21 protein-coding genes and 2 pseudogenes are annotated in these 24,125 nt (G+C 61.9%); 10 read left to right on the forward strand and 13 right to left on the reverse strand.

Features of this window, described 5'->3' with window-relative positions; genetic code table 11:
* Positions 1-166: 166 nt before the first annotated feature.
* From ENJ54_03400 to ENJ54_03410, 3 genes are all read right to left on the reverse strand, one after another.
* Positions 167-820, reverse strand: coding sequence for a response regulator transcription factor (locus ENJ54_03400; GenBank protein ID HFC08895.1), 654 nt, complete (start codon positions 818-820; stop codon positions 167-169).
* 25 nt (positions 821-845) lie between these two features.
* The gene (locus tag ENJ54_03405) at positions 846-2,648 is read right to left on the reverse strand and encodes a HAMP domain-containing protein (protein HFC08896.1); all 1,803 of its coding nucleotides are present in this window, start codon (positions 2,646-2,648) and stop codon (positions 846-848) included.
* Between the two features lie 253 nt (positions 2,649-2,901).
* Positions 2,902-3,282, reverse strand: coding sequence for a hypothetical protein (locus ENJ54_03410; protein HFC08897.1), 381 nt, complete (start codon positions 3,280-3,282; stop codon positions 2,902-2,904).
* Between the two features lie 160 nt (positions 3,283-3,442).
* Here ENJ54_03410 and ENJ54_03415 point away from each other — a divergent pair, with 160 nt between their 5' ends.
* Both ENJ54_03415 and murA read left to right on the forward strand, forming a co-directional pair.
* A complete protein-coding gene (locus ENJ54_03415) occupies positions 3,443-4,297 on the forward strand; it encodes a hypothetical protein (protein ID HFC08898.1) in 855 nt (284 codons plus the stop codon).
* The gene (gene murA, locus ENJ54_03420) at positions 4,297-5,589 is read left to right on the forward strand and encodes a UDP-N-acetylglucosamine 1-carboxyvinyltransferase (protein HFC08899.1); all 1,293 of its coding nucleotides are present in this window, start codon (positions 4,297-4,299) and stop codon (positions 5,587-5,589) included. The genes ENJ54_03415 and murA overlap by 1 nt, the downstream gene beginning before the upstream one ends.
* Positions 5,590-5,882: 293 nt before the next feature.
* On the opposite strand, the gene ENJ54_03425 is transcribed toward murA, so the two are convergent.
* Positions 5,883-6,524, reverse strand: a complete 642-nt coding sequence (locus ENJ54_03425) for an OsmC family peroxiredoxin (GenBank protein ID HFC08900.1) — start codon at positions 6,522-6,524, stop codon at positions 5,883-5,885.
* Between ENJ54_03425 and ENJ54_03430 the strand changes: the two are divergent.
* From ENJ54_03430 to ENJ54_03460, 7 genes and pseudogenes are all read left to right on the forward strand, one after another.
* Positions 6,442-8,085 (forward strand): annotated as a pseudogene (locus tag ENJ54_03430) (hypothetical protein). The gene ENJ54_03425 and the pseudogene ENJ54_03430 sit on opposite strands and share 83 nt — an antisense overlap.
* Positions 8,086-8,103: 18 nt before the next feature.
* A pseudogene (locus tag ENJ54_03435) lies at positions 8,104-9,123 on the forward strand (hypothetical protein).
* 570 nt (positions 9,124-9,693) lie between these two features.
* Positions 9,694-10,683 carry a hypothetical protein gene (locus tag ENJ54_03440; GenBank protein ID HFC08901.1) on the forward strand — a complete coding sequence of 330 codons (990 nt, stop codon included), beginning with the start codon at positions 9,694-9,696 and terminating at the stop codon, positions 10,681-10,683.
* Complete coding sequence (gene add / locus ENJ54_03445; protein ID HFC08902.1) at positions 10,680-11,717, forward strand: adenosine deaminase; 1,038 nt, start codon at positions 10,680-10,682, stop codon at positions 11,715-11,717. Before ENJ54_03440 ends, add begins: the two co-directional genes overlap by 4 nt.
* A gap of 292 nt (positions 11,718-12,009) precedes the next feature.
* Positions 12,010-13,125, forward strand: coding sequence for a fructose 1,6-bisphosphatase (locus ENJ54_03450; protein HFC08903.1), 1,116 nt, complete (start codon positions 12,010-12,012; stop codon positions 13,123-13,125).
* 117 nt (positions 13,126-13,242) lie between these two features.
* Complete coding sequence (locus ENJ54_03455; GenBank protein HFC08904.1) at positions 13,243-14,601, forward strand: NAD-dependent malic enzyme; 1,359 nt, start codon at positions 13,243-13,245, stop codon at positions 14,599-14,601.
* Positions 14,602-14,653: 52 nt separating this feature from the next.
* The gene (locus tag ENJ54_03460) at positions 14,654-16,192 is read left to right on the forward strand and encodes an SH3 domain-containing protein (GenBank protein ID HFC08905.1); all 1,539 of its coding nucleotides are present in this window, start codon (positions 14,654-14,656) and stop codon (positions 16,190-16,192) included.
* Between the two features lie 70 nt (positions 16,193-16,262).
* On the opposite strand, the gene ENJ54_03465 is transcribed toward ENJ54_03460, so the two are convergent.
* The 6 genes from ENJ54_03465 to ENJ54_03490 form a co-directional block, all read right to left on the reverse strand.
* Positions 16,263-17,519, reverse strand: a complete 1,257-nt coding sequence (locus tag ENJ54_03465) for an ABC transporter permease (GenBank protein HFC08906.1) — start codon at positions 17,517-17,519, stop codon at positions 16,263-16,265.
* Positions 17,516-18,466 carry an ATP-binding cassette domain-containing protein gene (locus tag ENJ54_03470; GenBank protein ID HFC08907.1) on the reverse strand — a complete coding sequence of 317 codons (951 nt, stop codon included), beginning with the start codon at positions 18,464-18,466 and terminating at the stop codon, positions 17,516-17,518. The genes ENJ54_03465 and ENJ54_03470 overlap by 4 nt, the downstream gene beginning before the upstream one ends.
* A complete protein-coding gene (locus ENJ54_03475) occupies positions 18,467-18,793 on the reverse strand; it encodes a transcriptional regulator (protein HFC08908.1) in 327 nt (108 codons plus the stop codon).
* A complete protein-coding gene (locus tag ENJ54_03480) occupies positions 18,793-19,443 on the reverse strand; it encodes a hypothetical protein (protein HFC08909.1) in 651 nt (216 codons plus the stop codon). The genes ENJ54_03475 and ENJ54_03480 overlap by 1 nt, the downstream gene beginning before the upstream one ends.
* Before the next feature lie 321 nt (positions 19,444-19,764).
* Positions 19,765-20,295, reverse strand: a complete 531-nt coding sequence (locus ENJ54_03485; protein ID HFC08910.1) for a hypothetical protein — start codon at positions 20,293-20,295, stop codon at positions 19,765-19,767.
* On the reverse strand, positions 20,292-20,519 hold the full coding sequence (locus tag ENJ54_03490) for an SHOCT domain-containing protein (GenBank protein HFC08911.1): 228 nt from the start codon (positions 20,517-20,519) through the stop codon (positions 20,292-20,294). Before ENJ54_03490 ends, ENJ54_03485 begins: the two co-directional genes overlap by 4 nt.
* Positions 20,520-20,869: 350 nt before the next feature.
* Here ENJ54_03490 and ENJ54_03495 point away from each other — a divergent pair, with 350 nt between their 5' ends.
* Positions 20,870-21,775 (forward strand): SDR family NAD(P)-dependent oxidoreductase, encoded by a 906-nt coding sequence (locus ENJ54_03495; protein ID HFC08912.1) that lies wholly within the window; start codon positions 20,870-20,872, stop codon positions 21,773-21,775.
* Positions 21,776-21,864: 89 nt separating this feature from the next.
* Here ENJ54_03495 and ENJ54_03500 read toward each other — a convergent pair whose 3' ends face one another.
* The 3 genes from ENJ54_03500 to ENJ54_03510 form a co-directional block, all read right to left on the reverse strand.
* Positions 21,865-22,074 carry an SHOCT domain-containing protein gene (locus ENJ54_03500; protein ID HFC08913.1) on the reverse strand — a complete coding sequence of 70 codons (210 nt, stop codon included), beginning with the start codon at positions 22,072-22,074 and terminating at the stop codon, positions 21,865-21,867.
* Positions 22,071-22,373 carry an SHOCT domain-containing protein gene (locus tag ENJ54_03505; GenBank protein ID HFC08914.1) on the reverse strand — a complete coding sequence of 101 codons (303 nt, stop codon included), beginning with the start codon at positions 22,371-22,373 and terminating at the stop codon, positions 22,071-22,073. The genes ENJ54_03500 and ENJ54_03505 overlap by 4 nt, the downstream gene beginning before the upstream one ends.
* Positions 22,374-22,669: 296 nt before the next feature.
* Positions 22,670-24,049: a class II fumarate hydratase gene (locus tag ENJ54_03510; protein HFC08915.1), complete on the reverse strand. Its 1,380-nt coding sequence runs from the start codon at positions 24,047-24,049 to the stop codon at positions 22,670-22,672.
* Between the last annotated feature and the right edge of the window lie 76 nt (positions 24,050-24,125).

Here is a 24,125-nt window from a genome sequence, read left to right on the forward strand (position 1 = left end):
TTTACGACCCTACCGTGGGCAACGGTGACACAACACCAAGCATAGGTTTCGAGACCCCGTGGCCCGGCCATGATGGTTGCCCCCTCACGCTCCCTCTCAACGCAACACGGCCAGGGGAAAATTCCCTGGCCGTGTGACAAACGACACTACGCTCGGGTTCAGCGGGTCATGCTTCCCACGGATCCACCAACTGACGGCGAACAGCGTAACGCACAATTTCGGCAACGCTGTGGAGGTTCAATTTGCTCATCATGCGGGTGCGGTGCACATCCACCGTCTTAGGGCTAATGTAGAGAATCTCAGCGATTTCCTTATTGGTATAACCCTGAGCAATCAAAATCAAAATCTCGCGCTCGCGCGGCGTGAGGCTTTCATGGGGGTCGCCCGAGCCCTCCCCCGCCATGAAGGCTTCGAGTACCAGTTTGGCAATTGGGGGGTAAAGATAGGAATTGCCTTCATAGACCGCACGCACCGCTTTGACGAAATCGGTGTCAGCAGCCTGCTTGAGCACATACCCCGCCGCGCCGGCTTCCAGCAAGGGCAAAACGAATTCCTTGTTGCCGTAGTGGGTCAACATCAACACCCGAGCACGCGGGTTCTCTTCCAGAATATACCGCAAGGCCGTCAACCCGCTCATGCCTGGCATCATTACATCCATTACAATGACATCTGGTGCCAGTTCACGGGCCTTACGAATAGCCTCTTCCCCATTGGCCGCCTCGCCAATCACCACAATGTCGTCGTACGTATCGAGCAAAGCCTTCAGCCCGGAGCGCAAGATGGCATGGTCGTCGACCAGCAACACGGTGATCGGGTGCACTGCAGGGCGGGGCTTTTGGGCAGGGTCATCCATCATCGGGCATCATCCTCGCGGGGGTGTAAGGGATGTCCAGCGCGACGCGCGTGCCCTGGCCCGGCGCGGAGACAATCTGAAGGCGACCACCGAGCAGGCTGACGCGCTCGCGCATGCCAATCAGGCCAAAATGGGCTTCAGGCGCCGAGGTCGCGGCTTCTACTTCAAAACCGCGTCCGTCGTCGCTGATTTCAATATGCAGGTGCTGGTCTTCCCACACAAAGCGCACAGTCACGTGCTGCGCCTGGGCGTGTTGGGCAATGTTGTTGATTGCCTCTTGCAGCACGCGGTAAATGCTGGCCTGCACATGGGGCTTCAGTTCGACCGGGGTGCCCGTCACCTGTACTTCGACCCTGGTACCCATCGGTTGCAGGCGGCTTTCGGCGTACCACTGCACGGCGGGCACCAGGCCATATGTATCGAGCAGGCCAGGCCGGAGATCCATCACAATGCGGTTGACGCCTTCCAGCGCACGCGCAGCATGGCGGCGCAGGTCTTCCAACTGGGCAAGGGCTTGAGGGTCGTCGAGTGTCCTTCTCAAAGTGCCCAGCCGGACAATCAAATTCGCCAGTTCCTGGCTGGTTTCATCATGCAGTTCTCGCGAAACGCGCCGCCGTTCTTCTTCCTGAGCAGTGATCAGCCGCCCCAACACCTGCTCGCGCGCCCGGCACATTTGTTCAAGGGTGCCGCTTTGGGCTTCCAGACGGCTGGCAAGGCGCTGCCGCAGGCGCTGCTCTTGCACAATCAGTCCCTTCAGGCGCTCGCGCATGGTTTCCATGCTCTGCCCCAGGTCATAAAGGTCGCCCTTGCCCTCTGGCTGAATGGGCGTTTCCAGGTCGCCTTCCGCAACCCGACGGGCAGCCTGGGTGAGTGTCCGCAAAGGCCGGAAGACGTCGCGCGTATGGAACCAGATCAAAATGCCAGCCAAAACCACAAACAACACCACCAGCGTGATGCCGCCGTTGATGGCTTTGCGGCGGGTCAAGTCCAGCACCGTAGCGCGCCGCACCAGTGCAAAGGCATACTTGCCGGTTTGGGTGGCTTCCAGGGGCACGACCATCACGGCATAGGTGTGGCCTGTAACCTTCAAATCATAAGGCTGCAGCACGTCCCCCTGCGCCCCCCTCACAACCTGCAGCGCCATATCCAGCACCGGCTCAGGGAATTGCGCCTCTTGGGGACTCAGCCAGGACGTGCCATCGGTGAGCAACACTGTCCCCTGCCCCCCACCAATGAGTTCAGCAAGGGCGGCAGGGTCGATTTGGCGCGCAATCACCACCAAGGCGTTGGGCACACCGCTGGCCCCCACATGCGGCGCTACGGCAACCAGCCACATTTGGTTATGGATGGTGATCAGTTCGGCCAGGGCTTTCCCGTGGAAACCTTTTTGCACCAGCGGCAACGCCAGAACTTCGTCGGCTTCCAGAAGCGGGTTTTCCGCGGCGGTGTACACTTTACCGGTATCGGTGACCAGGTAAATGACGTCTTCCTCGTGGGCGCGCTGGTGCAACGCCAGCACATGGCGCAAGCGCGGGGTTTCACCCAGTGCAAGCCAGGCGAAGAGTTCGTCATAATCGACCAGTAAAAGCGCTTCATCGCGCAGGTAATAATGCTCGTGGATGAACCAGGAACGCAATGCCACAGCCTGGTGGTAAAGTTCGGTGTTCAAACAGGTCTGAACCCCACTCGCGATGCGCTGGCTGAGCCACCACACCCCCACGGCCAGCAATGCAACCATACCCACCGTCAGGACCATCTGGTGGATGGGCGTACCCAGACGCCGCCATCGGTTCACTACACCACTCTCCCACGAAAAAGGGGGAGCCTTCGCCTAAAGGCTGCTCAGGTCCACCCGCGCAATCTTGTCATCCATACCTCGCTCTCATTCTACAACATTACCGCGGAAGTTGCAAGATATTTTATGTCAACCACAAACGAGGCGCTCGCGCCCCCCTGCGGCCGTCGGGAAGGCGTTAAGCAAAACTTCCGGCGTGTAGCCGGAAGTTTTCTGGGCCTCGTTGGAGTTTTTGACCATCATGTTGCGCGGGTCACTCGATCCAGATTTCCACGTGCTCGTCGTCTTCCTCATCATGCACTTCGATAATTTTGCCTGGAAGCCCCGCGGTCAGCGCCTCGTTGAGCGCCCCGCTGATCTCGCCCATATCGGCATCCGGCACAAAGCGTCGCGCAATTTTCAAACCAATGTCAACCATCCGCCACGGCAGACGGATGTTGACTTTCTGCGCCCCCTTTTCCTCCACGCGAATCCGCAGCCAGTGCCCTTGGCCCGTGGGGCTGGTTTCCACAGCAGCAGGCCCGGTCCCTTCGTCATTCGCCAGGGCCTCCAGCAACGCTGCGGCTTCTTCTGGCCTGACCTTCCCTTCGGCCACCATTTGCAAAATACGAAGTCGTTCTTCCTGTGTCGCCATGAGGGTGCCTCCTTTCAGGCAATGGTAAAATTGAACCAGACACTCGCTTTGCAAAACACGCCGTGCTTTTTACACAGCATTTCAGGAAATCTAAAAAGATTGTAAAGCATATTTGAGGTTTTGTCAAGGGCGTATTTTGTTTCCTAAAAGGAAGGTTGCCGTGGCCGCTCCCATTGCCATTCTGACCGATTTTGGTTCGCGCGATCCGTATGTGGGCACCATGAAAGGGGTAATTGTGAAGCGCGTGGAAGCCCCGCTGGTGGACCTGACCCACGAGATTCCCCCCGGCGACGTTCGCCGGGCAGCGTTTGCCCTCTGGCAAAGTTACCGCTTTTTTCCGCAGGGCACCATCTTCCTGGCAGTCGTTGACCCTGGCGTTGGCTCTTCCCGCCTGCCGGTGCTGGTAGAAAGCGAAGGCTACCGTTTCATCGCCCCCGATAATGGCTTGCTGACCTACATTCTAAAAGCCGAGAGCCGCGCCTGGGCATTAGCCAACCCGGCCTTCCAACTGCACCTCCCCAGTGCAACCTTCCACGGGCGCGATATCTTCGCGCCAGCCGCGGCCTACGCAGCCTTGGGCGTGCCGGGGCGTGCTTTCGGCCCCATGGTGCCCACCCTGCAACGGTTCCCCTTGCCCCGCTGGGCGCGGGAAGACGACGTGCTGCACGGCGAGGTGTTGCATGCTGATCATTTTGGCAACGTTATTACCTCACTGGGGGCTTTCCGGTATGATGGCGAGCAATGGCTTCTCCTTCCGTGGCTATACGAAGCCCACGAGCCGCAATATTTCACACCCGGCGCGGTGCGGCTTCCCCACGGGCAGGTGCTTCCCTTAGTGCGCACGTTCGCCGAAGTGCCGCCGGGCGAAGTCGCCGCGCTGATCGGCAGCAGCGGCATGGTGGAAATCGTCGCCAACCGCCGCAGCGCCGCCGAGATGCTCAACCTGGCCCCCGGCGACCCCATCACACTGCTCTCGGAAAACCTGGCCCGCTCTCTCAACGAGGAAAACGCATAATGGATACCTTCATCATTGAAGGCGGCATTCCCTTGCAGGGCGAAGTCACCCCCTCGGGAAACAAAAACGCCGCGCTCCCCTTATTGGCCGCATGCCTGCTGACCGACGAGCCGGTGGTGTTGAACAACGTCCCCAACATTCGCGATGTGCACACCATGCGGGCACTGCTGGAAAGCCTGGGCGTGAGCATTACCGAACTTGCCCCCAGCCGCTGGGAAATCCACGCGCGAGAAGTGCGCCCCGCGGCGCTGGACGCCGGATTGTGCCGCCGCATTCGAGCCTCAATCTTACTGGCAGGGCCCATGCTGGCCCGCAGCGGTGGGTTACACCTGCCCCCGCCGGGCGGCGATGTCATCGGACGGCGGCGGGTCGATACGCACATCCTCGCCTTGCGCGCCCTGGGCGCCGAAGCCGAATACCAGCACCTGGAACGCCGCTTTGTCTTCCACACTCGCGGCCTGCACGGCGCTGAAATTCTGCTGGACGAGGCCTCGGTGACCGCCACCGAAAACGCGGTCATGGCTGCCGTGCTGGCTCGGGGCGAAACCGTCATCCGCAACGCGGCTTCCGAGCCGCACGTCCAGGAGCTTTGCCACCTGCTCAACGCAATGGGCGCGCACATCGAAGGCGTCGGCAGCAACACGCTCCACATCCAGGGCGTCGAGCGGCTGCACGGCGCGGAATTCACCATCGGGCCCGATTACCTGGAAGTCGTCAGCTTCATCGGTGCCGCCGCGGTCACAGGGGGAAGCATCCGCATCCGCCGGGCTGCCCCTGAATACCTGGGCATGATTCGGCTGGTGTTCAACCGCCTGGGCGTCACCTGGGAAGACGACGGCCCCGACATTGTGGTGCCCGCCGAACAATCGCTGGAAATCCGCCCCGACCTGGGCAATGCCATCCCCCAAATTACGGTGATGCCGTGGCCTGGCTTCCCCACCGACCTGATGAGCATTGCCATCGTCGTCGCCACGCAGGCCAAGGGCAGCGTGCTCTTTCACGACTGGATGTACCCCAGCCGGATGTTTTTCACCGACAAACTGGTCGGCATGGGAGCACAAATTGTGCTCTGCGACCCCCACCGGGTCATCGTCAACGGCCCAGCCCAGCTGGTGGGGGAAACCTTAGAAAGCCCTGACATCCGGGCCGGTATGGCATTAGTGCTGGCCGCGCTGGCAGCCCATGGGCGCTCGGTCATTCGCAACATCGGCCAAATCGACCGAGGCTACGAGCGCATCGACACCAAACTGCAAGGTCTGGGCGCTCGCATTCGGCGCGCCACCGCCGAATAACAACAACAAAGCGCAGCCCCTGTTAGCGCCCTCTCACCCGCCAGCCTCGGTGACTGACAAATCTCATCAGGGCGGTGTCTGGGTTTGATCTCTCCCATTCCCCTGCATTCCCCTGCTTCGGCGGCGCTACTGCACCACCGAAGCAGGGGATGGGAAAGATTGGCTGCGGGGCAAAGTTTTGTCAGTCAACCAGTTCACCAACCCTGCCATGCCATCGCCGCAATCAAGTCAGAGCCAACAGCGCCTTCTCCACTTGCGATAGCCCTCACCCAAATGCCTCGCGGCGTCTGTGTTTATTCCTCCACATCGCCGGGCGTATGCAGCGTGTAATCGTGCGTCACCTCAGCCACCGCCTTCAAAATAGCGCTGGCTGAGCAATACTTTTCTTGCGAAAGCGTAATCGCCTGCTCCACATCCTTCGCCGGAATAGGTTCCTCCGCCCAAATCTCATAGTGCACATGCACCTCAACGTAAATCTGGGGGTATTCCTCGCGCCGCCGCCCGCGCACCTTCACCCGCACATCCCGCACCGGCAAGCGTTTCTTGTTTTTCAGGATGTGCACCACATCCATACCGGTACAGCCTGCCACACTCACCAACAGCAACTCCATGGGGGGAATCCCTGGCACACCGTCCAGTTCCCCCATCTGCACCGTGCCGCCCTGGGCGTTAGAACCGATAAACGCCAATCCTTCCCCTGCCCATGCTGCACTTACTTCACGCCAGCCTGCCTTGCTCATGGCTCTCAACCTCCTTGAAATTTTGGGGGCGAGTATACCACGACCCCCGCCACAACCGCCCCGCTGTGCTATAATCGCGTCGTAAAGAACCCCCATTTTCACACGAGGCACTATGCTCAAGAAACTTGTCACCGCCTTTGCCGGGGATCCTACCCGCAAAGTCCTCAAACAATATCTTCCGCTTGTCGAGCGCATCAATGCGCTGGAAAAAGAGTACGAAGGCTACAGCGACGAAGCCCTGCGCGCCCAAACCGACACCTTCCGCCGCCGCCTGGCCGCGGGCGAAACCTTAGACGACATCCTCCCCGAAGCCTTTGCCGTGGTGCGCGAAGCCAGCAAACGCACCATCGGCCTGCGGCATTACGACGTCCAGCTCATCGGCGGCGTGGTGCTGCACGAAGGCAAAGTCGCCGAAATGAAAACCGGCGAAGGTAAAACCTTAGTCGCCACTCTGCCCATCTACCTCAACGCCCTGGCGCTCAACCCCGCCTGGCTGGAAGCCGCCCGCGAGCGCTGGGGCGACGACCCCGAGAAATGGGAATTCAAGCCGCTGGACGACATTCCCGTGGGCAAAGGCGTGCACCTCGTCACCGTGAACGACTACCTCGCCCGCCGCGACGCCCGCTGGATGGCCCCCATCTACGACCTCCTCGGCCTCTCCATCGGCGTGCTGCAAATGGCTTCCCGCACCGAGCACGGCAAAAAAGCCTTCCTCATCGACTTGAGCAAAACCTCTCCCCAGGAAGACCAAAACCAGCTTCGCATGGTGCTGCGGCAGGAAGCCTACAACGCCGACATCACCTACGGCACCAACAACGAATTCGGCTTCGACTACCTGCGCGACAACATGGCCATGCGCCTGGAAGACCGCGTCCAGCGCGGCCACCCCTACGCCATCATCGACGAAATCGACAACGTCCTCATCGACGAAGCCCGCACACCCCTCATCATCTCCGGGCCTTCCAGCGAAGCCGCCGACTGGTACCGCATCATGGCGCAAATCGTGCGCACGCTGAAGCCCGAAGAAGACGTAGAAATCAACGAGCGCGACCGCACCGTCACCCTCACCGACGCCGGCGAAGCCAAAGTCGAAGCGCGTTTGGGCGAACCTCTGCGCGACCCCGAGCGCCCCGAAGATCTCACCCCCCGCCAGGAACAACTCTGGGGCTACCTGGAACAAGCCTTGCGGGCGCAATTCCTCTTCAAGCGGAACAAAGATTACCTCGTGCAAGGCGGCAAAGTCATCATCATCGACGAACACACCGGTCGCCTGATGCCCGGCCGCCGCTGGTCCGACGGCCTGCATCAGGCTGTGGAAGCCAAAGAAGGCGTCCGCATTCAACCCGAAAACATCACCTACGCCACCATCACCATCCAGAACTACTTCCGCATGTACGACAAACTGGCTGGTATGACGGGTACCGCGGCCACCGAATCGGAAGAATTCGACGAAATCTACAAACTGGAAGTGGTGGTCATCCCCACCAACCTGGAATACAACGCCAGCCGTCCCAACGCTCCCTTCAAAGCGCTACAAGCCACGGATGAGGAAGGCTACCGCTATACCTACTACGCCCGCGCCGACGACCCCGAAGAAAAGCCGCTTTACTACAAACGGAAAGACTACCACGACGTCATCTACCGCACCGAAGAAGCCAAATTCCGCGCCGTGGTGCGCGAAATCCTGCGCTTCCACACCCAGGGGCGGCCGCTGCTGGTCGGCACCACCTCGGTGGAACTCTCCGAGCGGCTTTCCCGCCGCCTGGGCGCGAGCATGCTCCGCCGATTGGTGCAGGTGCTCTTGCTGCGCGACGCCTTCCTGGAAGCCCGCGGCGAGGCCGAAGGCATCATGCACGCCGAACTGCAGCCGCTCTACCGCCCGTTAGAGCAAATCAAAGACGGCGACCTGCGCAACTTCATCCGCGAACACAAACTCGGCCTGCCCCTCAACCCCGAAAAGCCCGAAAACCTGGAGCGGCTGAAAACCTTGCTCTACCCCACCCCCACCGAGCAAAGCCGCTGGGAAACCGTGCGCGACCGGCTGGTGGAAGTGCTGCGCGCCGGGGTGCCCCACCAGGTGCTCAACGCGCGCAAACACGCCGAAGAAAGCCAGATCATCGCCGGGGCTGGCGCATACGGCGCCGTGACCATCGCCACCAACATGGCCGGTCGCGGTGTGGACATCAAACTCGGCGGCGAACTGGCCGAAGAAATCCGCAGCGCGGTAGTGCGCGTGCTCAAACGCGCAGGCTTCTCCGACCCTTACGACATGAACCTCGACGCCCAATACCAGGCGCTCAAAGGCCTGCAACCCGAACAATACGGCATTTATGATGCCGAAATCCGCTTCTTCCTCGACCATGTCGAAAAAATGCATCAGGTGCGGGAACTCGGCGGGTTGCACGTCATCGGCTCGGAACGCCACGAATCGCGGCGCATCGACAACCAGTTGCGCGGTCGTGCCGCCCGCCAGGGCGACCCCGGCTCGTCGCGCTTCTTCCTCTCGCTGGAAGACGAACTGGTGCGGCGCTTCGGCGGCGACCAGTTGGATGGCATCATGCGGCGCTTCCGCATGGACGACATGGTGCCCCTCGAACACCCCCTCGTCAACCGCGTCATCGAACAGGCCCAAACCCGCGTCGAAGGCTTCAACTTCGACCAGCGGAAACACACCCTGGAATACGACGACGTCCTCAACCAGCAGCGCGCCAAAATCTACGGTCAGCGCGACCGCATCTTCGTCAAAGACGACCTCAGCGAAGACGTCGCCGAACTGCTGCGCCAGGAAATCGAAAGCCGCGTGCCCGAAGCCCTCGAGCAGGAAGAAGGCCCGTGGACGCTCCTCGCCTACCTAGAAGACATCCAGCCCACGCTGGGGTTGCGCCGCGGCTACTACCCTTCTTACACCCTGCGGCTGCTGCTCGACCGCCTGCCCGACGAAGCCTTCACCGACCCCGAAGCCGCCGAAGAAGCCCTCAGCCGCCTGGCCGAGGAAGCCATCCGCGCCGAACACGACCACCTGCGCCGCTACCTGGAACGCCGCATCGAAACCCTGCTCGACGCCTACCAAACCGCCCTCGACGAGCGGCTGGAAGCCGTCGAAACCATCGTCAACAACCTCGATGCCCTTTGGGAAGAAACCCAGGGGCAGGCCCAGGCCCTGCGCGCCGAAATTGCCTCGGTGGTGCGGGTGCCCCTCAAAATCGGGGCCGCCGAACTGCGCCGCTGGGTCGAAGACCCTGATGAAGCCCAGGAAACCCTCCAGGCCGCGGTCGAGGACTTCCTGCTGACGCGCACGCTGCGGCAACTCATTTTCATCGTGCACCGCACCCTCAACATCCAGGAACTACACCCCGAAGCCTTGATGCAAATGGAAAGTTGGGAAGACATCCTCGCGGCGGTGCAGGAAGTCATTGACCACACCCTAACACAGCGCGAAGCCCGCTTGCTGGGCGACGGGGAAACCCCCGGCCAGGTGCAGCGCGACATCCACCAATACCTGGAACGCTTCGCCCGACGCTTTCGCACGCAAAACGGCGGCGAAGCCCCCCGCCTGAGCGGAGACGAAGGCCTGAGCGAAGACGAAGGCCTGAGCGAAGACGAAGGCCTGAGCGAAGACGACATGGTGGGGCTGATGTTAGCCATCCAACAGGGCAGCCGCACCGAATTCGACGCCAAAACCCACCGCCGCCAGCAAGTCGTCATCACCCGCTTCCAATACATTTACCGCGCGGCGCGCGAACTGGAAAACCGCGCCGCCGACGAAATCACCGCGGCCGTGCTGGAACACCTGCAAGGCGCGCAGGAAGCCATCCAATGGCACCTGGGCGAGGCCGAATACATGCGACTGAAAGGCTTCACCCCCGCGCAACTGGGCCCGCGCGCCCGCCGCGGCCTGCGTCGCGCCCTCGGCGACGAAGCCTACACTGCCCACGAAAACACCCCCTTAGGGCAATTCCCCGCCGACCTCATCGACCTGCTGCAGTTCGAACTGGGGCGGCAAGCCCTCACCGAGCGCTACCGCGAACTGCTGCTCCAGGTCATTTCCGGCGCGTGGGTGGAATACCTCACCAAAATCGAAGCCCTGCGCATTTCCATCGGCCTGGAAGCCTTTGCCCAGCGCGACCCCCTGGTACAATACAAGGGCAAAGCCCACGAGCTCTTCCAGGGACTCATGCGCGATATTCGCGCGGGCGTGATCAGCCGCATGTTTACCTTCCAGGGCGGCGCCACCGTCGAAGTGGAAGCCAGCGCGCGCCAGGCCAAGCCCGCAGCCCGGGAAGACGAAACCGCCGCAGCCCCGACCACCAAGAGCAAAGGGCGCAAAAAGAAACGCCGCCGCAAACGCAAATGAACCCCTTTGGCAATCTCCCCAAGGCCGAACTCCATCGCCACCTGGAAGGATCGCTGCGCCTGCGCTCCCTCTTTGAGATTGCACGCGCCGAGCAGCTGACCCTCCCCGCCCCCACCGCCGAACACTTTCGCGCCCTGGTGCAGGTGCGCCAACACGAACCTTTCACCGTCGAAAACTTTCTTTCCAAATTTCGCGTCCTGCGGCTGTTCTACCGCTCGCCAGAAATCATCCAGCGCCTGACGGCCGAAGTCGTGGCCGACGCAGCCGCCGACAACATCCGCTACCTGGAACTGCGCTTTACCCCCGTCGCGCTCACGCGTGCACGGGGGTTCTCGCTTTACGAAGTCATGGACTGGGTCACAGCCAGCGCCAACGAAGCCGCCCGCCAACACGGCATCGTGTTGGGGCTGATCGTCAGCGTCAACCGCCACGAACCGCCCGGGCTGGCTGAGGAAGTCGCCGAACTGGCCGTCTCGTTCCGCTCGCGAGGCGTGGTGGGGCTCGACCTGGCCGGCGACGAAAGCCGCTACGCCGCCGCGCCCTTCGCCCCCATCTTTCGGGAAGCCAAAGCCGCCGGCCTGCACATCACCGTGCACGCGGGCGAGTGGGGCCCGGCGGCCAATGTCACCGAAGCCATCGAAAACCTGCACGCCGAGCGCATTGGCCACGGCATCCGCGTGCTGGAAGACCCCAACGCGATAGCCTTGGCCCGCGAACGCGGCGTGGTGTTCGAAGTCTGCCCCACCAGCAACTACCAGAGCGGCGTGGTGCCCGCCCTGGAAGCCCACCCGTTGCCGGAAATGCTGGCAGCGGGCCTGCGCGTCACCCTCAACACCGACGACCCCAGCATCTCGGGCATCGACCTGAGCCACGAATTCGCCGTGGCGCACGAAATACTGGGCCTTTCACCCGCCACCCTGTGGGAATGCACCGCCACCGCCCTCGAAAGCGCCTTCCTGAGCGCCCCGCGGCGCGCCGCGTTGATTCGGGCTTTCCGCAAAGCGTGGGAAGCAGGGGGAACACACACGCCCTGAACGCACCGGCATGCCCCCTGGCTTCCATCTGATGTCCGTTCCTTCCCCTTCCTGCGCAATTTGCTGTACAATAAAAGCACCATGACCGCGCCTCATCTCGCTGCCCCCCTTCTGTTGCGAACACGTCGGGCGGCCTGCCTCGCCGCACCGGCAGCATTTGTCGCGCAGGCTCAAGCAGGGAGCCTGCCCATCGCCGCCACCTCTTTCCCCAGGTCGTAAGCCTCCTCTGCGTTGCCGAGGGGGCTTTTTATATGCCGCAAGCCCAAACCTTTTCCCGAAGGAGGTCGTTGCGATGTTGACCATCAGTGCGATCAAAGCCGATGTCGGCAGCATTGGAGGGCACACCCGCCCCTCCGAAGCCATGCTGCAAACCGCGCGCGAGCATCTGCAAAAAGCCCTGGAAAGCGGCTTGCTCACCGACTACGACGTCACCTTCACCGGCGATGACATCTGCCTGCTCATGGTGCACCGGCAAGGCAACGCCGCCGCCGAAATCCACAACCTGGCCTGGGATGCCCTCAAAGCCGCCGCCGACATTGCCAAAGCCCAGGGACTTTACGGCGCCGGGCAAGACCTGCTCAAAGACGCCCCCTCGGGCAACGTCCGCGGCGCAGGGCCGGGCGCGGCCGAAATCACCTTCGACGAAACCGCGCCGGAACGCCCCGCGGAGCCTTTCATGGTCTTCACCGCCGACAAATGCGGCCCCGGCGCCTTCAACTTCCCCCTGTGGGCTGTGTTCACCAGCCCCCTCTACTGCGCGGGTTTGATGATGCCCAAGATGCGTCCCGGCTTCACCTTCACCGTCATCGACATGGAATACCCCCACGGCGACCGCATCATCCAACTCAACGCGCCCGAAGAGCACCTCGATCTGGCCCTGCTGCTGCGCGACGAAAACCGCTTCGGCATCCAGGCCATCCATGCCCGCAAATACCCCCATCAGCAGGTCGTCTCGGTTTCCACCGACCGGCTGCACACCATCGCCGGGGAATACAAAGGCAAAGACGACCCGGTGATGATCATCCGCACCCAGGGCATCTTCCCCGCCCCCGAAGAAGTGGTCATGCCGTGGGTCAACGTGCCCTACGTAGCCGGTGACGCGCGCGGCAGCCACACCATGCCCATCATGCCCGTGCCCATCAACACCCCCGTCACCGGCCCCTACGCCCAACCCATCGTGGCCGCTGTGGCCTACTCGGTGAACAAAGAAGGCAAACTCTCCGAGCGGGTCGACGTCTTCGCCAACCCGGTATGGGACCTGGCGCGCCGGAAAGCCCAGCAAAAAGCCGAATGGATGCGCCAGCAAGGCTTCTTCGGCGCGGCCATGCTGCCCATGCAGGAACTGGAATACAGCGCCTTCCGCACCGCGCTGGAAGCCCTCGAAGCCCGCTTCAACCTGCGCGACTAACCGCGCCGCCCTCTCACGGCCCTGGAAGGCGTCAGCAACTTCCACCGCCTTCCAGGGTTTTCGCTTTCGGCAGGAACATTCCCGCCGCACCATGTTCTTTTTTCAGGAGGTTCCCCCATGGCCTGGCAACACAAAGTGATGCGCACCGTGCGCGTCCGCAATCAACTCATCCCCGGCACCTTAGCCCGCCTGCTCACCGTCATCGCCGAGCGCAACGGCAGCATTGGCGAAATTCGCCTCATTCGGGAAGGCACCAAAGCCATTGTGCGCGACATCACCATTTACGGCGACACGGTCGAGCAAGTGGAAGACATCATTGCCGCGATGCGCGCCAACCCCGGCTCGCAGGTACTGGAAGTGCGCGACGAAGTGCTGGAAGTGCACCGCGGCGGGAAAATTGCCATCCGCAGCCGCTACAAAATCGATTCCCTCGCCACCCTGCGGCGGGTCTACACCCCCGGCGTGGCGCAAGTGTGCTTGCAAATTGCCGACAACCCCGAACTCGCCTGGCAATTCACCTCCATCAGCCACCTGGTGGCCATCATCACCGACGGCACGGCCATTCTCGGCCTGGGCGACATCGGCCCCATCGCCGGCATGCCGGTGATGGAAGGGAAAGCCATGCTCATGGAGAGCCTGGTAGGGCTTTCGGGCGTACCCATTCTGCTCAACACCAAAGACGTGGACGAAATCGTGAACGCCGTTGCGGCCATTGCGCCCACTTTCTCGGCCATCCAACTGGAAGACATTTCCGCACCGCGCTGCTTTGAAATCGAAGAGCGGCTCCAACAGATGCTAAACATCCCCATCATGCACGACGACCAGCACGGCACCGCGGTGGTGGTCACCGCCGCACTGAAGAACGCCTGCCGCTACGCGGGGGTCGATTTGCACTGCGCCACGATTGGGCAAATCGGCCTCGGCGCGGCGGGTATGGCGATCAGCCGCATGCTGATGCACGTCAGCGGTCAGCCCGTCTTGGGAGCCGACCTGAGCGAAGACGCCCTCCAGCGCCTGGAATCTTACGGCGGGCAACGCGCCACCCTGGATGAAATCATGGCCAAAGCCGACATCGTCATCGCCACCACAGGCGCGCCCGGCCTCATCAAACCCGAAATGGTGCGTAAAGGGCAGATCATCTTCGCCCTTTCCAACCCCAACGCCGAAATCGAACCCGAAACCGCCATCACCGCGGGAGCAGCCTTTGCCGCCGACGGCAAATCGGTCAACAATGTATTGGGCTTCCCCGGCATTTTCCGCGGGGCGGTCGACACCCATGCCACCCGCATCACCCCCGAAATGTACCTCGCGGCCGTCGACGCCATCGTCGCGCAAACACCCGAAGGCGAACTGCTGCCCAGCCCCCTGACGCCCGAGGTGCATCGTGCAGTGGCCCGTGCCGTGGCAGAAAAAGCCCTCGAGCAGGGCGTTGCCCGCACCGACTACGTGCCCTACGTGAGCGACGAAGAAGCATAGCAGGGCATCCCCTTTCTTTCCCTTTCCCCCACGCATGTCAAGGAGGCGCATCATGATGTCTCGCACCCGTTTTTTGCTCACCGTGCTTTTGGCACTGGCCTTCCTGGTGGCCGGGTGTAGCCTGCCCACCACCAGCGTCCCAACCCCCACAGCGGGACCCACCGTCGCGCCACCTACGGCTGCGCCGCCCACCGCACAACCCCAGCCCCCCACCGCCACCCCGGCACAGAACACCAGCGGCGCTTGCATGCTCACCGCCACCGCGTCCGTCAAAGCCTACACCCGGCCCAGCGCCCAGGCCCAGGTCTTCGGCACCTTGAGTAGCGGCACCCAGGTACAGGCCCAATATCGCACCCCCGACGGGTGGTACGGTTTCGAGCCAGGGGTGGCTCAGGCCGGCAACGTCGGCATCTTCCGCATGCGCTGGGTTTACGGCGGCAAGGACATCCAAATGAGCGGCAATTGCGGCCAACTGCCGCTGGCCCCGCCTTTACCCGCCGGGGTATGCTTCTTTATGGCGATGGATACCACCCCCGTTTACATCCTTCAAGGCCAAAACCTGCAACAAATCGGCTCGCTGGCAGCCAATCAATACGCGGCAGTCATGGGGCGCGGCCCGGGCGACTGGGTGGAACTCAACCTGGATAGCGGCCAAAACAACCTTCACGGCCAGGGATGGGCCAGCCTGGCAACCGGCGGCTTCAACGGCCCCTGCGACAACCTGCCACAAGTGCAGGCTTCCTTCCCTGGGGCTGCCACCCCCACCCCAGCCCCTACCTCGCCCCCCACACCACAAAGCAACGAAACCCGCATCCAGTTCGCCGCCGGTGCCATCACGTGGCAAGCGCCCATCACCGGCAACGGCAATTTCGTCTTCAACGCCATGCAGGGGCAAAGCGCCGAAATTCTGGTACTGCAAGGTGGCCAGCCAGCCGACGCCGCCCTGGCAATGGCAGCCCCCAACGGCCAGCCATTGCAAACCTACAACATCGGCCGGCCCGACTGGCGCGGCGTGCTGCCCCAAAGCGGCGACTACCACCTCAGCATCGCCGCCCCCCACGGCCTTGCCGGCATGACCCTGCGCGTTACCATCTACCCTCTGCCCAGGGAACCCAAACCCGTGACCGACACCGGCGTGGGCTTCACCCTCACCTACGACGGCCGATACTTCCACCCCCAAAAGCCCGGCGTGTTCCCCAACGAAGTGTTTGGCCTCAACCTGGCCTACAAAGACTTCTTCATGAACACCAACCTGCAAGAAGCCTTCTTCGTCATGGGGTTGGAACCCATCAACAACGCCGATAGCTGCCTCAACACCCCACCGGAAGGCATTGCCATCCAGAGCGCGGTGGGCACATGGCGGGTCAACGGCGTGAACTACCGCTACTACATCGGCGACGAAGGCGCTGCCGGCAACTTTTACCATGCCGACATCTTCCGCACCTACATCCACTCACGCTGCATCACGGTGTACCTCTACACGCACACCACCAACATCAACAACTACACCCCCGGCAGCGTGACGCCCTATGACAAGAAAGGCGTGCTGGCCCAGTTCAAGCGCGTATTCTTCACTCTGCAGTGGCCATAAACCATCACCCGCCACCGCAACAACAAAAAAGCCCGACGGGAATGCCCCGCCGGGCTTTTTCGCGCCCCGCTCAAGCCGGGTTCCGAATAATGTGCCACACCTCGCGCCAGGAAGGCTTTTTGCCGCTCATCAGCACCCCCACCCGGAAGAGGCGCACGCCCGCCCACAGGCTGAACGCCGCCCCCGCGGCAATTGCCAGCACCACCACGCCCAAATCCCACCACGGGATTGGCCCAATAGCCAGGCGAAGCAGCACAGCCGCAGGCGCCGTCCAGGGGAAGTAACTCAAAAGGCGCGGCACCAGGCCATTGGGGTTGATGAAGAAAAGGAAATTGAGCATGAAGGGCAGCGCCGCGAGCAGGGAAACCGCCGCCGAAAACTGCTGGCTTTCCCGCAGATTGCTGCCCAACGAACCCAACCCCGCCATCAGCAGCCCATAAGCGAGGTAACTCAACGGCATGACCACCAGCAACGCAATCAGCAATTGAGGGTCCGGGTGCCGCAACTGGCTCATCGTGGCCTTCAACGCCTCGTATTCCGGGAAACTGTGAACGGCCTGCGTGCCCAGCAACCACAGGCTCAACAGCCACACCATAACCTGCGTCGCAGCCAAAGCAGCCAGGCCGATAACCTTGCCCCACAACAATTCCATCGCGGTGACCGAAGAAAGCAGCAGTTCCATGATGTGGCTTTCCTTTTCCTTCGCCACACTCTGCAAGAGGTAACCTGCCGAACTGAACAAGGCGATGAAAAACAGAAAACTCAACGCGTATCCCACCATGAAGCGGCTGCTGCCTTCCTCTTCGGTATGCACCGCCTCCCGGCTGCCCAGCACCACCACTTGCACATCTGGCCCTTCGGCCATGTGGAGCGCTTGAGCCGACGGATACGCCTTCCGCAACTCGGCATAGAGCAGCAACGTTTGCAAGCGACTGGTCACCGCGTCGGTCACCGTCATGGTGTTGTCGCGCACGTAAACCGTGGCCTTCTGCCCCGCGGCAAGGTCAGGGGGCAACACCAGCAAAGCCAGAAATTGCCCGTCGCGAACGGCTTGCCTGGCATGGTCAAGGTCATCTACCGGCACAAACGGCGCAGGCAAGGCGGCATCGTGCGGCAAGAAGTTGCCCTGGTCATAAACCGCAACGGGCTTGTCCATGCCACCCGCGACCCATGCACCAATATCGGCATGCCCTTTCAGCGCCCGAACCCCGAACAACACCGCCGCCCCCAACAGCGGCAGCCCAAAAGTCACCAACCGATAACCCCAACGGCGGGCGTTGGTGCGATATTCATAAACCGCCACATGGAAAATTTTGCGCAGGTTCACGGCTGCACCTCCTTGGCCGGAGCGGTGTCTCCTGTGGTTTCCTCCACAGCCCGCAAGAAGATCTCTTCCAGCGACGGATACACCACCTCGAAACGCTCCACCGGGGTGCCGGAAGCCACCAGCGCGCGCAGGACTTCCTGCGGAGAGACCCCGCGTTGCGGCAACATAGTCCACACACCATTGCGGGAAGTCACCCGCTGCACAGGCAAGCCTTCGGGCAGCGTTGCCCCTCCAGCGAGGCGCACGGCCAGATCACCGCGTGCATAATGCCTTTGCAGGGCTTCCAGCGAGCCGCGGGCCACAATGCGCCCCCGGTTGATGAGCGCCACCTCATCGGCCAGGGCTTCCACATGCACCAGTTGGTGTGAGCTGAGCAACACGGCCTTCCCCGCGGCGCGAAGGTCGACCACCAGCCGCTTGGCCAACTGAATGTTCACCGGATCCAAGCCCTGGAACGGTTCATCCAGCACCACCACCGGCGGGTCGTGCATCAGCGCCGCCACCAATTGGGCTTTCTGCTGCATCCCGCGAGAAAGTTCATGCACCTTGCGCTCGGCCCAGTCACCGAGGTTCAGCCGCTCCAACCACTGGCTCGCCCGGTCGCGCGCCTCAGCGGCGCGCATCCCCTTGAGAGTGCCAAGATAAGCCAGCAACTCCAGTAAACGGGCATCGCGATAAAGACCGCGCGCTTCGGGAAGGTAGCCCACCTGCTCGCGAGATTGCTGCGGCGGCTTCCCCAACAAACGCACTTCGCCCCCATCGGGGAAGAGAATGCCCATCAGAACGCGGATGGTGGAAGTCTTGCCCGCGCCATTCGGGCCTAACAGGGCAAAAACCTGACCAGGGGCCACCTCAAAAGAAACGCCATCCACGGCTGTAAAATCGCCATAACGCTTGACAAGTTGCTGCACTTCGATGAAGTTCACGGCTTCCTCCCACGAGATCAATCAGGGATGCTGCGGTGCGGCCGCCTCCCCAACATCTAAAATGCGCCGCATCGCCCGTCGGTAAGCCTCCAACGCCTGGCGGCCTTCCGGTGACAGGCGACACAGGGTCAAAGGCATCTTCCCTCGAAAGGTCTTCTCGATGTGCACGTAACCGGCTTCCTCAAGCCTGCTCAGGTGGGCCGAAAGATTACCCTTGGTCAAGCCGGTGGCGTAAAGCAAATAGCGGAAGTCGGCCTCATCGACCACTGAAAGCACCGTCAGGATGGCAAGCCGGGCCGGGGTATGCACCAGCGGGTCCAGGGCGCGAATATCCACCGCGGAGGTCATCAGGTCTCCTCCTCGATAGGGCGGGGGTGGCGGCGGAGATAGCGCCATAGCGTCCACGCGCCCCCCAAGGTTTGCGCCACCCCCAGGGTGGCGAAGTGCAACCCTCCTTGAAGGCTCCACGCGCCCCAAAAGGGAAAGTGCCACCAGGCCCAGGCAGCCCCGCCGCTCAGCAGCACGACCACGGCATAGCCCACGCCGCGCCCCCAATCTTGCGCCCATGCCAGCCCCAAATAAAGGCCCGCCAGCCCAAGGGTGAGCGCCAGCAAATAAAGGCGAGGGGTGCCATCGAGTAACACAAGGCCCGCCAACCCAATCACCCCAGCCACGCCTACCGCGAGCACCATAAAGCGCACCACGCGGCGGCGCAACCACTGGCGGGGATAAGCCACGTAGCCCGTGCGCGGATAGGTCACGCGCCATTTCAGGCGCTGCACTACCCAACGGGTACCCCAGGCAAAAGCCAAAATATAAACCGCCTGCACAACGCCCCACAGACGAGCCTGCGCGGCACCAGACCGGTCGCTCAACCAAAGCAGCACCGCGAGCCCCACAAAGCCCACGCCTATCACCAGTTCAGCGAAACCATCCTCCGTCCAATACCGCCGCACCTGCCGTTCACGAGCACGAGGTGACAAAACATTTGTCGTCACGACCTCCCCTCCTCGCAAACATGTTTGTGCCACAAACTTGTTTGCAGACATTGTAAACCCAACGAAGACGGGCGTCAAGGGTTGCATGGGCAAACTTTAGGGACAGCAAACCGTGACTTCTGCATCCCTCACGCCACCGCTAACGACAAAGTTCCCCCTGCCTCGCCAAAGCCCCCTCACCACCAAGCCAATGGAGCCATCTCTGCCAAGCCAAGGCAGAGATGGCTCCAGAGAAGAAGGGAAAGGTTTACGCGAACCAAGGGGCGCCTCGCCCGCAAGCTGTTTGTCTTCTCTCGCAGGGGGCCTCAAAAGGCCGAGAGCTCAAGGCGCTTCCGTGGGCGTTGGAGAGGGCAACGTCTCGCCCGGGGCAGGAGGCACTTCTCCCGTCGGCGGCGTCGGGAGCACCCCTGCTTGCGATTCACCACCAGCCGGTGCGGGCGATAATACGCCTGCTTGCGGTGCGCCACCCGGCGGTGCGGGCGGCAACACACCTGGCTGTGGTGCACTATCCGGCGGTGGAGGCGGCAACACACCCGCTTGCGGTGCGCCGCCCGGCGGTGGAGGCAGCAACACACCTGGTTGCGGTGCGCCGCCCGGCGGTGGAGGCGGCACGATGCCTTGCGGCACCGGCTGATCAGGAACACCGGATGCCTGCGCCGATACCGATACCGACGGCTGCGGCGGCTGTTGGGCCACAGCCTGCGGCGATGCTTGCCGTCCCCCGCCCCACGCGGGGAACATTCTCCCAGCCACGCCAGAGAACCCTGCCGCCGCCACGACCATCAACGGCACCAGTAATCCTACCAGGAACACCAACCCTGCTATGGCCACATAGCGTTTCCAGTTTTTCATGCCGCCCCCCTCTCTCGCGTCTCCTCCAGATGCCGCAAGATCTCCTGAAGTTCTTCGTAAGTGATTTCGCCGCTGGCATACCGCCGCCGGGCAATCTCTTCAGCCGACATCGCCGGTTTTTTCGCCATCAGCCCTTGCGAGACACCCCCAGCCTCTTTGTTCCAAACCAGATAAACGACCACGGCGACAATCACCGCGAGAATCACCCCAATGGTCAACGGCACGAGACACAAAAGCCCTACACCCGGAGGCGCCGGGGCACCCGGACCCGCTGGCCCCGGAAAGCATCCGCCTAACAACAAAGTTATTCCCAACCCCAACAAACCCAAAAACATCCATCTTAAACGCTTCATCCCCGTACCTCCCAATCCAGGCCACCAGCAACGCGCCGGTGAAAACACGTTCCCAACACCTGCTTTCAGTATAGCGGCACAGCCTTAAGAAACATTGAAGAAAACCTAAAAGTTACGTCCCCCTGGCTGCAAACCCCAAAAGGCACACAACCCTCGCTCCGCGCGCCAGTGGCCGCCAGTCACCCCAAACACAGGGAAAGCCCCACTGAGAAGGCGGTATAATGGCAGCAATCTTATCTCCACCCTCAAATTTTCTTCGCATGCCCATGGACCTCCAAAACAAAGTTGCCGTCATTACTGGCTCGACCCGTGGCTTTGGTCGTGCGTTGGCGCGAGCATTGTTAGCTCGCGGCGCGACGGTGGTGATTTCCGGCCGTCAACAAGAGACGGTCGATGCCACCGTTGCCCAACTCACCCCGCAAGGCACAGTAGCGGGCATAGCCTGTGACGTCAGCGTGGAGGCGCAAGTCCACGCCCTGGCAGCAGCGACCCTCTCGCGCTTCGGCCGCATTGATATCTGGGTCAACAACGCCGGCATTACCGCGCCGCCGGGCGGTGTGCTCGATTTCCCGCCAGCCACCGCCGAGCACATTTGGCGCGTCAACGCGCTGGGCACGTTGCTCGGCACACAAGTCGCGGTGGCGGTAATGAAGCGGCAGCCCGAAGGCGGCACCATCGTGAACCTGTATGGGCGCGGCAGCAACGGCCGCCCGGGCAGCCCTACCGGCCTCTACGCAGCCAGCAAAGCGTGGATTACCTCGTTCACCCGCACCCTCGCGCAGGAATACCACCACCTGCCCATCCGCTTTATTGGCTTTAGCCCGGGTATGATGACCACCGACATGCTGCGGGTACGCGAAGTGGTCGGCGAACAAGCCGCGGCGCGGCTGCGGAACCTGCCGCGCGTGCTGGCTGCCCTCGCCACGTCGCCCGAAGTGCCCGCGAAGGCCCTGGTACGCTTACTCGAGCGCAATCACAAGCCCTTTGTGGAATACCGCAGCCTGCGGGGCTTCCGCCTGCTGAAAGGGCTGGTTTACATGGCGTGGTTGAACCTGCGGGGCGCACCCACCCTCCCCCGCGACCAACTCACCATCGAGCCGCCTTACGAACCACCACTTTCCCGTTGAGAAGGGCGCTTTACCCAAAACCGAGGTTAAAAAACAAACCGCCGGGCAAAGTTTACCCGGCGGTCTCGTCTCAGGTCTGGGATGTCAGGCTACGAGGCGTGCAAGTCGTGCATCATTCGCACGAACTCTTCATGGGAAATCTCGCCGCGAGCGTATCGCGCTCGCAAGATCTCTTCGGGCATGACCTCATACGAGGTTCTCATGGGATGCATCATGTGGTGATGATGGTAGCGGGAAGGCATTGCCAGCACGCCAATCACCACCAGAGCAATCAGAAAGAAGAAACCAAAGAACATCACCGCGGCACCTCCGGGCCTTCCAGATCGTTCAACATCTGCAGGTACTGTTCACGGGTAATCTCGCCCCGCGCGTAGCGGGCTTTGAGAATCACCTTGGGGTCGTCCACACTCCCGGGCGGGGGTGTTTGGAAAGGCGCCGTGGGCACACCACGCCCGCCGTAACCCGCACGGCGTACCAGCCAAACGATCAGCCAGACCACGCCGCCGACGAACAGCAACACCAGGAACAAATTCAGCAGGGCACCAAGCCAGCCCCAGCCGCCTAACCATCCCAAACCTCCACAGCAACCACCCATCATCGGGCACCTCCTTGAAAAAGTTTCGTTGTGGAATTGCTATCTTACGCTCTAAGAATAGCGCCCTGAGGTCAAGACCTTTCCAAGATGCTGTGAAGATTTGGTAAAGAAACCCGAGTTTCGGATAATCGCGCTCGCAGCGTGCCGTGCTCCGACTCCATTCCCCCTGAGCGCCCCGCTCAGCACGAATGCACCCTCTGGACAGTGGTTGGCATCTGGCGTTGACGTGGCAGGATATCTCATTGCCCTTTACACACACTGGCTATACGAAATCCACCACTGGTTTGCTTTCTTCCGGCTTACGTCATGCCGCGTGGGTCCAGCAAGCGCCGAAGCTCCTCTTCGGATAAATCCGTCATCTCCAACGCCACTTCCAGCACCGGCCGGCCTTCACGGTAGGCGCGCTTGGCTATTTCCGCAGCGCGGTCGTAACCAATGTGCGGGTTGAGGGCCGTCACCAGAATGGGATTACGCGCCAGCGCCCGGCGTGCCTTTTCCGGCTTAGGCTGCAGCCCTCGAATTGCCTTCTCAGCCAGCACTTCGGCCGCGTTGGCGAGCAAGCGAATAGATTCCAACAAATCGTAGGCAACGAGAGGGAGCATGGTATTGAGTTCAAAATTGCCGCCCTGCCCGGCCACGGCAATTGCCGTAGTATAGCCAACCACCTGCGCGCACACCATCACCACAGCCTCTGGAATGACCGGATTGACCTTCCCCGGCATGATCGACGAGCCCGGCTGCACAGCCGGGAGGGCAATTTCACCCAACCCGGCCAGAGGCCCCGAGTTCATCCAGCGCAGGTCGTTGGCAAGTTTTGTCATAGCGGCCGCGGTAGCCTGCAATTGGCCGGCAAATTCTACCGCCGCGTCTTGAGAAGCCTGAAGGGCAAAGTGGTTGTCGGTTTCCCGAAAAGGCTGGCCGGTCAAAGCCGCAACGGCTTCCGCCACACGCCGGCCAAAGCCCGGCGGGGCATTGACGCCTGTACCCACAGCAGTGCCGCCCAAGGTGATTTCCTCAAACGCCGCAGCCGACCGCTTGAGCCCTGCGACGCGGCGCTCAATCTGCCCGGCATAGCCCTGGAACTCCTGTCCCATACGAATGGGCAAGGCATCCATCAAGTGGGTGCGCCCCGTTTTGACCACTTCGTCAAGGGCCTCTGCTTTTTCCAGCACCACGGCATGCAGGCCTTCCAACGCTGGCAAAAGGCGCTCGTGCGTCGCCAGCAAAGCCGCAATGTGAATGGCCGAGGGAATGACATCGTTGGAAGACTGCCCCATGTTGACGTGGTCATTGGGGTGCACGTGCGCCGACGCTCTCCGCGCCGCCAGCAGTTGCATTGCCCGGTTGGCAATGACTTCGTTGGCGTTCATATTGGTCGAAGTGCCAGAGCCGGTTTGGAAAACGTCCACAGGAAAGTGCTCATCCCAACGGCCCACGGCGACTTCCCGCGCGGCCTCACGAATGGCCTCGGCAAGGGCAGGGTCGAGTTTGCCCAGTTCGGCGTTGACCTGAGCCGCAGCCTCTTTGATAATGCCCAGGGCGCGAATCATCTCACGCGGCATTCGCAACCCACTGATGGGGAAATTTTCCACCGCGCGCTGCGTTTGGGCGCCATAAAGAGCCTCTTGGGGCACCTGCACCTCCCCCAAAGAATCTTTGGCTATACGAAATTGCGCCATGAACACTCCTCATATCGTCGGTCATGCAGCCCACCGGGGGCTTGAAGCCTCATTGTAGCACAACCCCGCGGCAGGT

The organism is Chloroflexota bacterium (genome assembly GCA_011322445.1).
GTDB lineage: Bacteria > Chloroflexota > Anaerolineae > Anaerolineales > DRMV01 > DRMV01.

Coding starts and splice junctions, on each gene's coding strand:
- ENJ54_03410 (HFC08897.1), bottom strand. CDS start 3,282: ATGGCGACACAGGAAGAACGACTTCGTATTTTGCAAATGGTGGCCGAA.
- murA (HFC08899.1), top strand. CDS start 4,297: ATGGATACCTTCATCATTGAAGGCGGCATTCCCTTGCAGGGCGAAGTC.
- ENJ54_03425 (HFC08900.1), bottom strand. CDS start 6,524: ATGCGCTCGACAAGCGGAAGATATTGTTTGAGGACTTTGCGGGTAGGA.
- ENJ54_03440 (HFC08901.1), top strand. CDS start 9,694: ATGCAAATGGAAAGTTGGGAAGACATCCTCGCGGCGGTGCAGGAAGTC.
- add (HFC08902.1), top strand. CDS start 10,680: ATGAACCCCTTTGGCAATCTCCCCAAGGCCGAACTCCATCGCCACCTG.
- ENJ54_03450 (HFC08903.1), top strand. CDS start 12,010: ATGTTGACCATCAGTGCGATCAAAGCCGATGTCGGCAGCATTGGAGGG.
- ENJ54_03455 (HFC08904.1), top strand. CDS start 13,243: ATGGCCTGGCAACACAAAGTGATGCGCACCGTGCGCGTCCGCAATCAA.
- ENJ54_03460 (HFC08905.1), top strand. CDS start 14,654: ATGATGTCTCGCACCCGTTTTTTGCTCACCGTGCTTTTGGCACTGGCC.
- ENJ54_03475 (HFC08908.1), bottom strand. CDS start 18,793: ATGACCTCCGCGGTGGATATTCGCGCCCTGGACCCGCTGGTGCATACC.
- ENJ54_03485 (HFC08910.1), bottom strand. CDS start 20,295: ATGAAAAACTGGAAACGCTATGTGGCCATAGCAGGGTTGGTGTTCCTG.
- ENJ54_03495 (HFC08912.1), top strand. CDS start 20,870: ATGGCAGCAATCTTATCTCCACCCTCAAATTTTCTTCGCATGCCCATG.
- ENJ54_03505 (HFC08914.1), bottom strand. CDS start 22,373: ATGATGGGTGGTTGCTGTGGAGGTTTGGGATGGTTAGGCGGCTGGGGC.
- ENJ54_03510 (HFC08915.1), bottom strand. CDS start 24,049: ATGGCGCAATTTCGTATAGCCAAAGATTCTTTGGGGGAGGTGCAGGTG.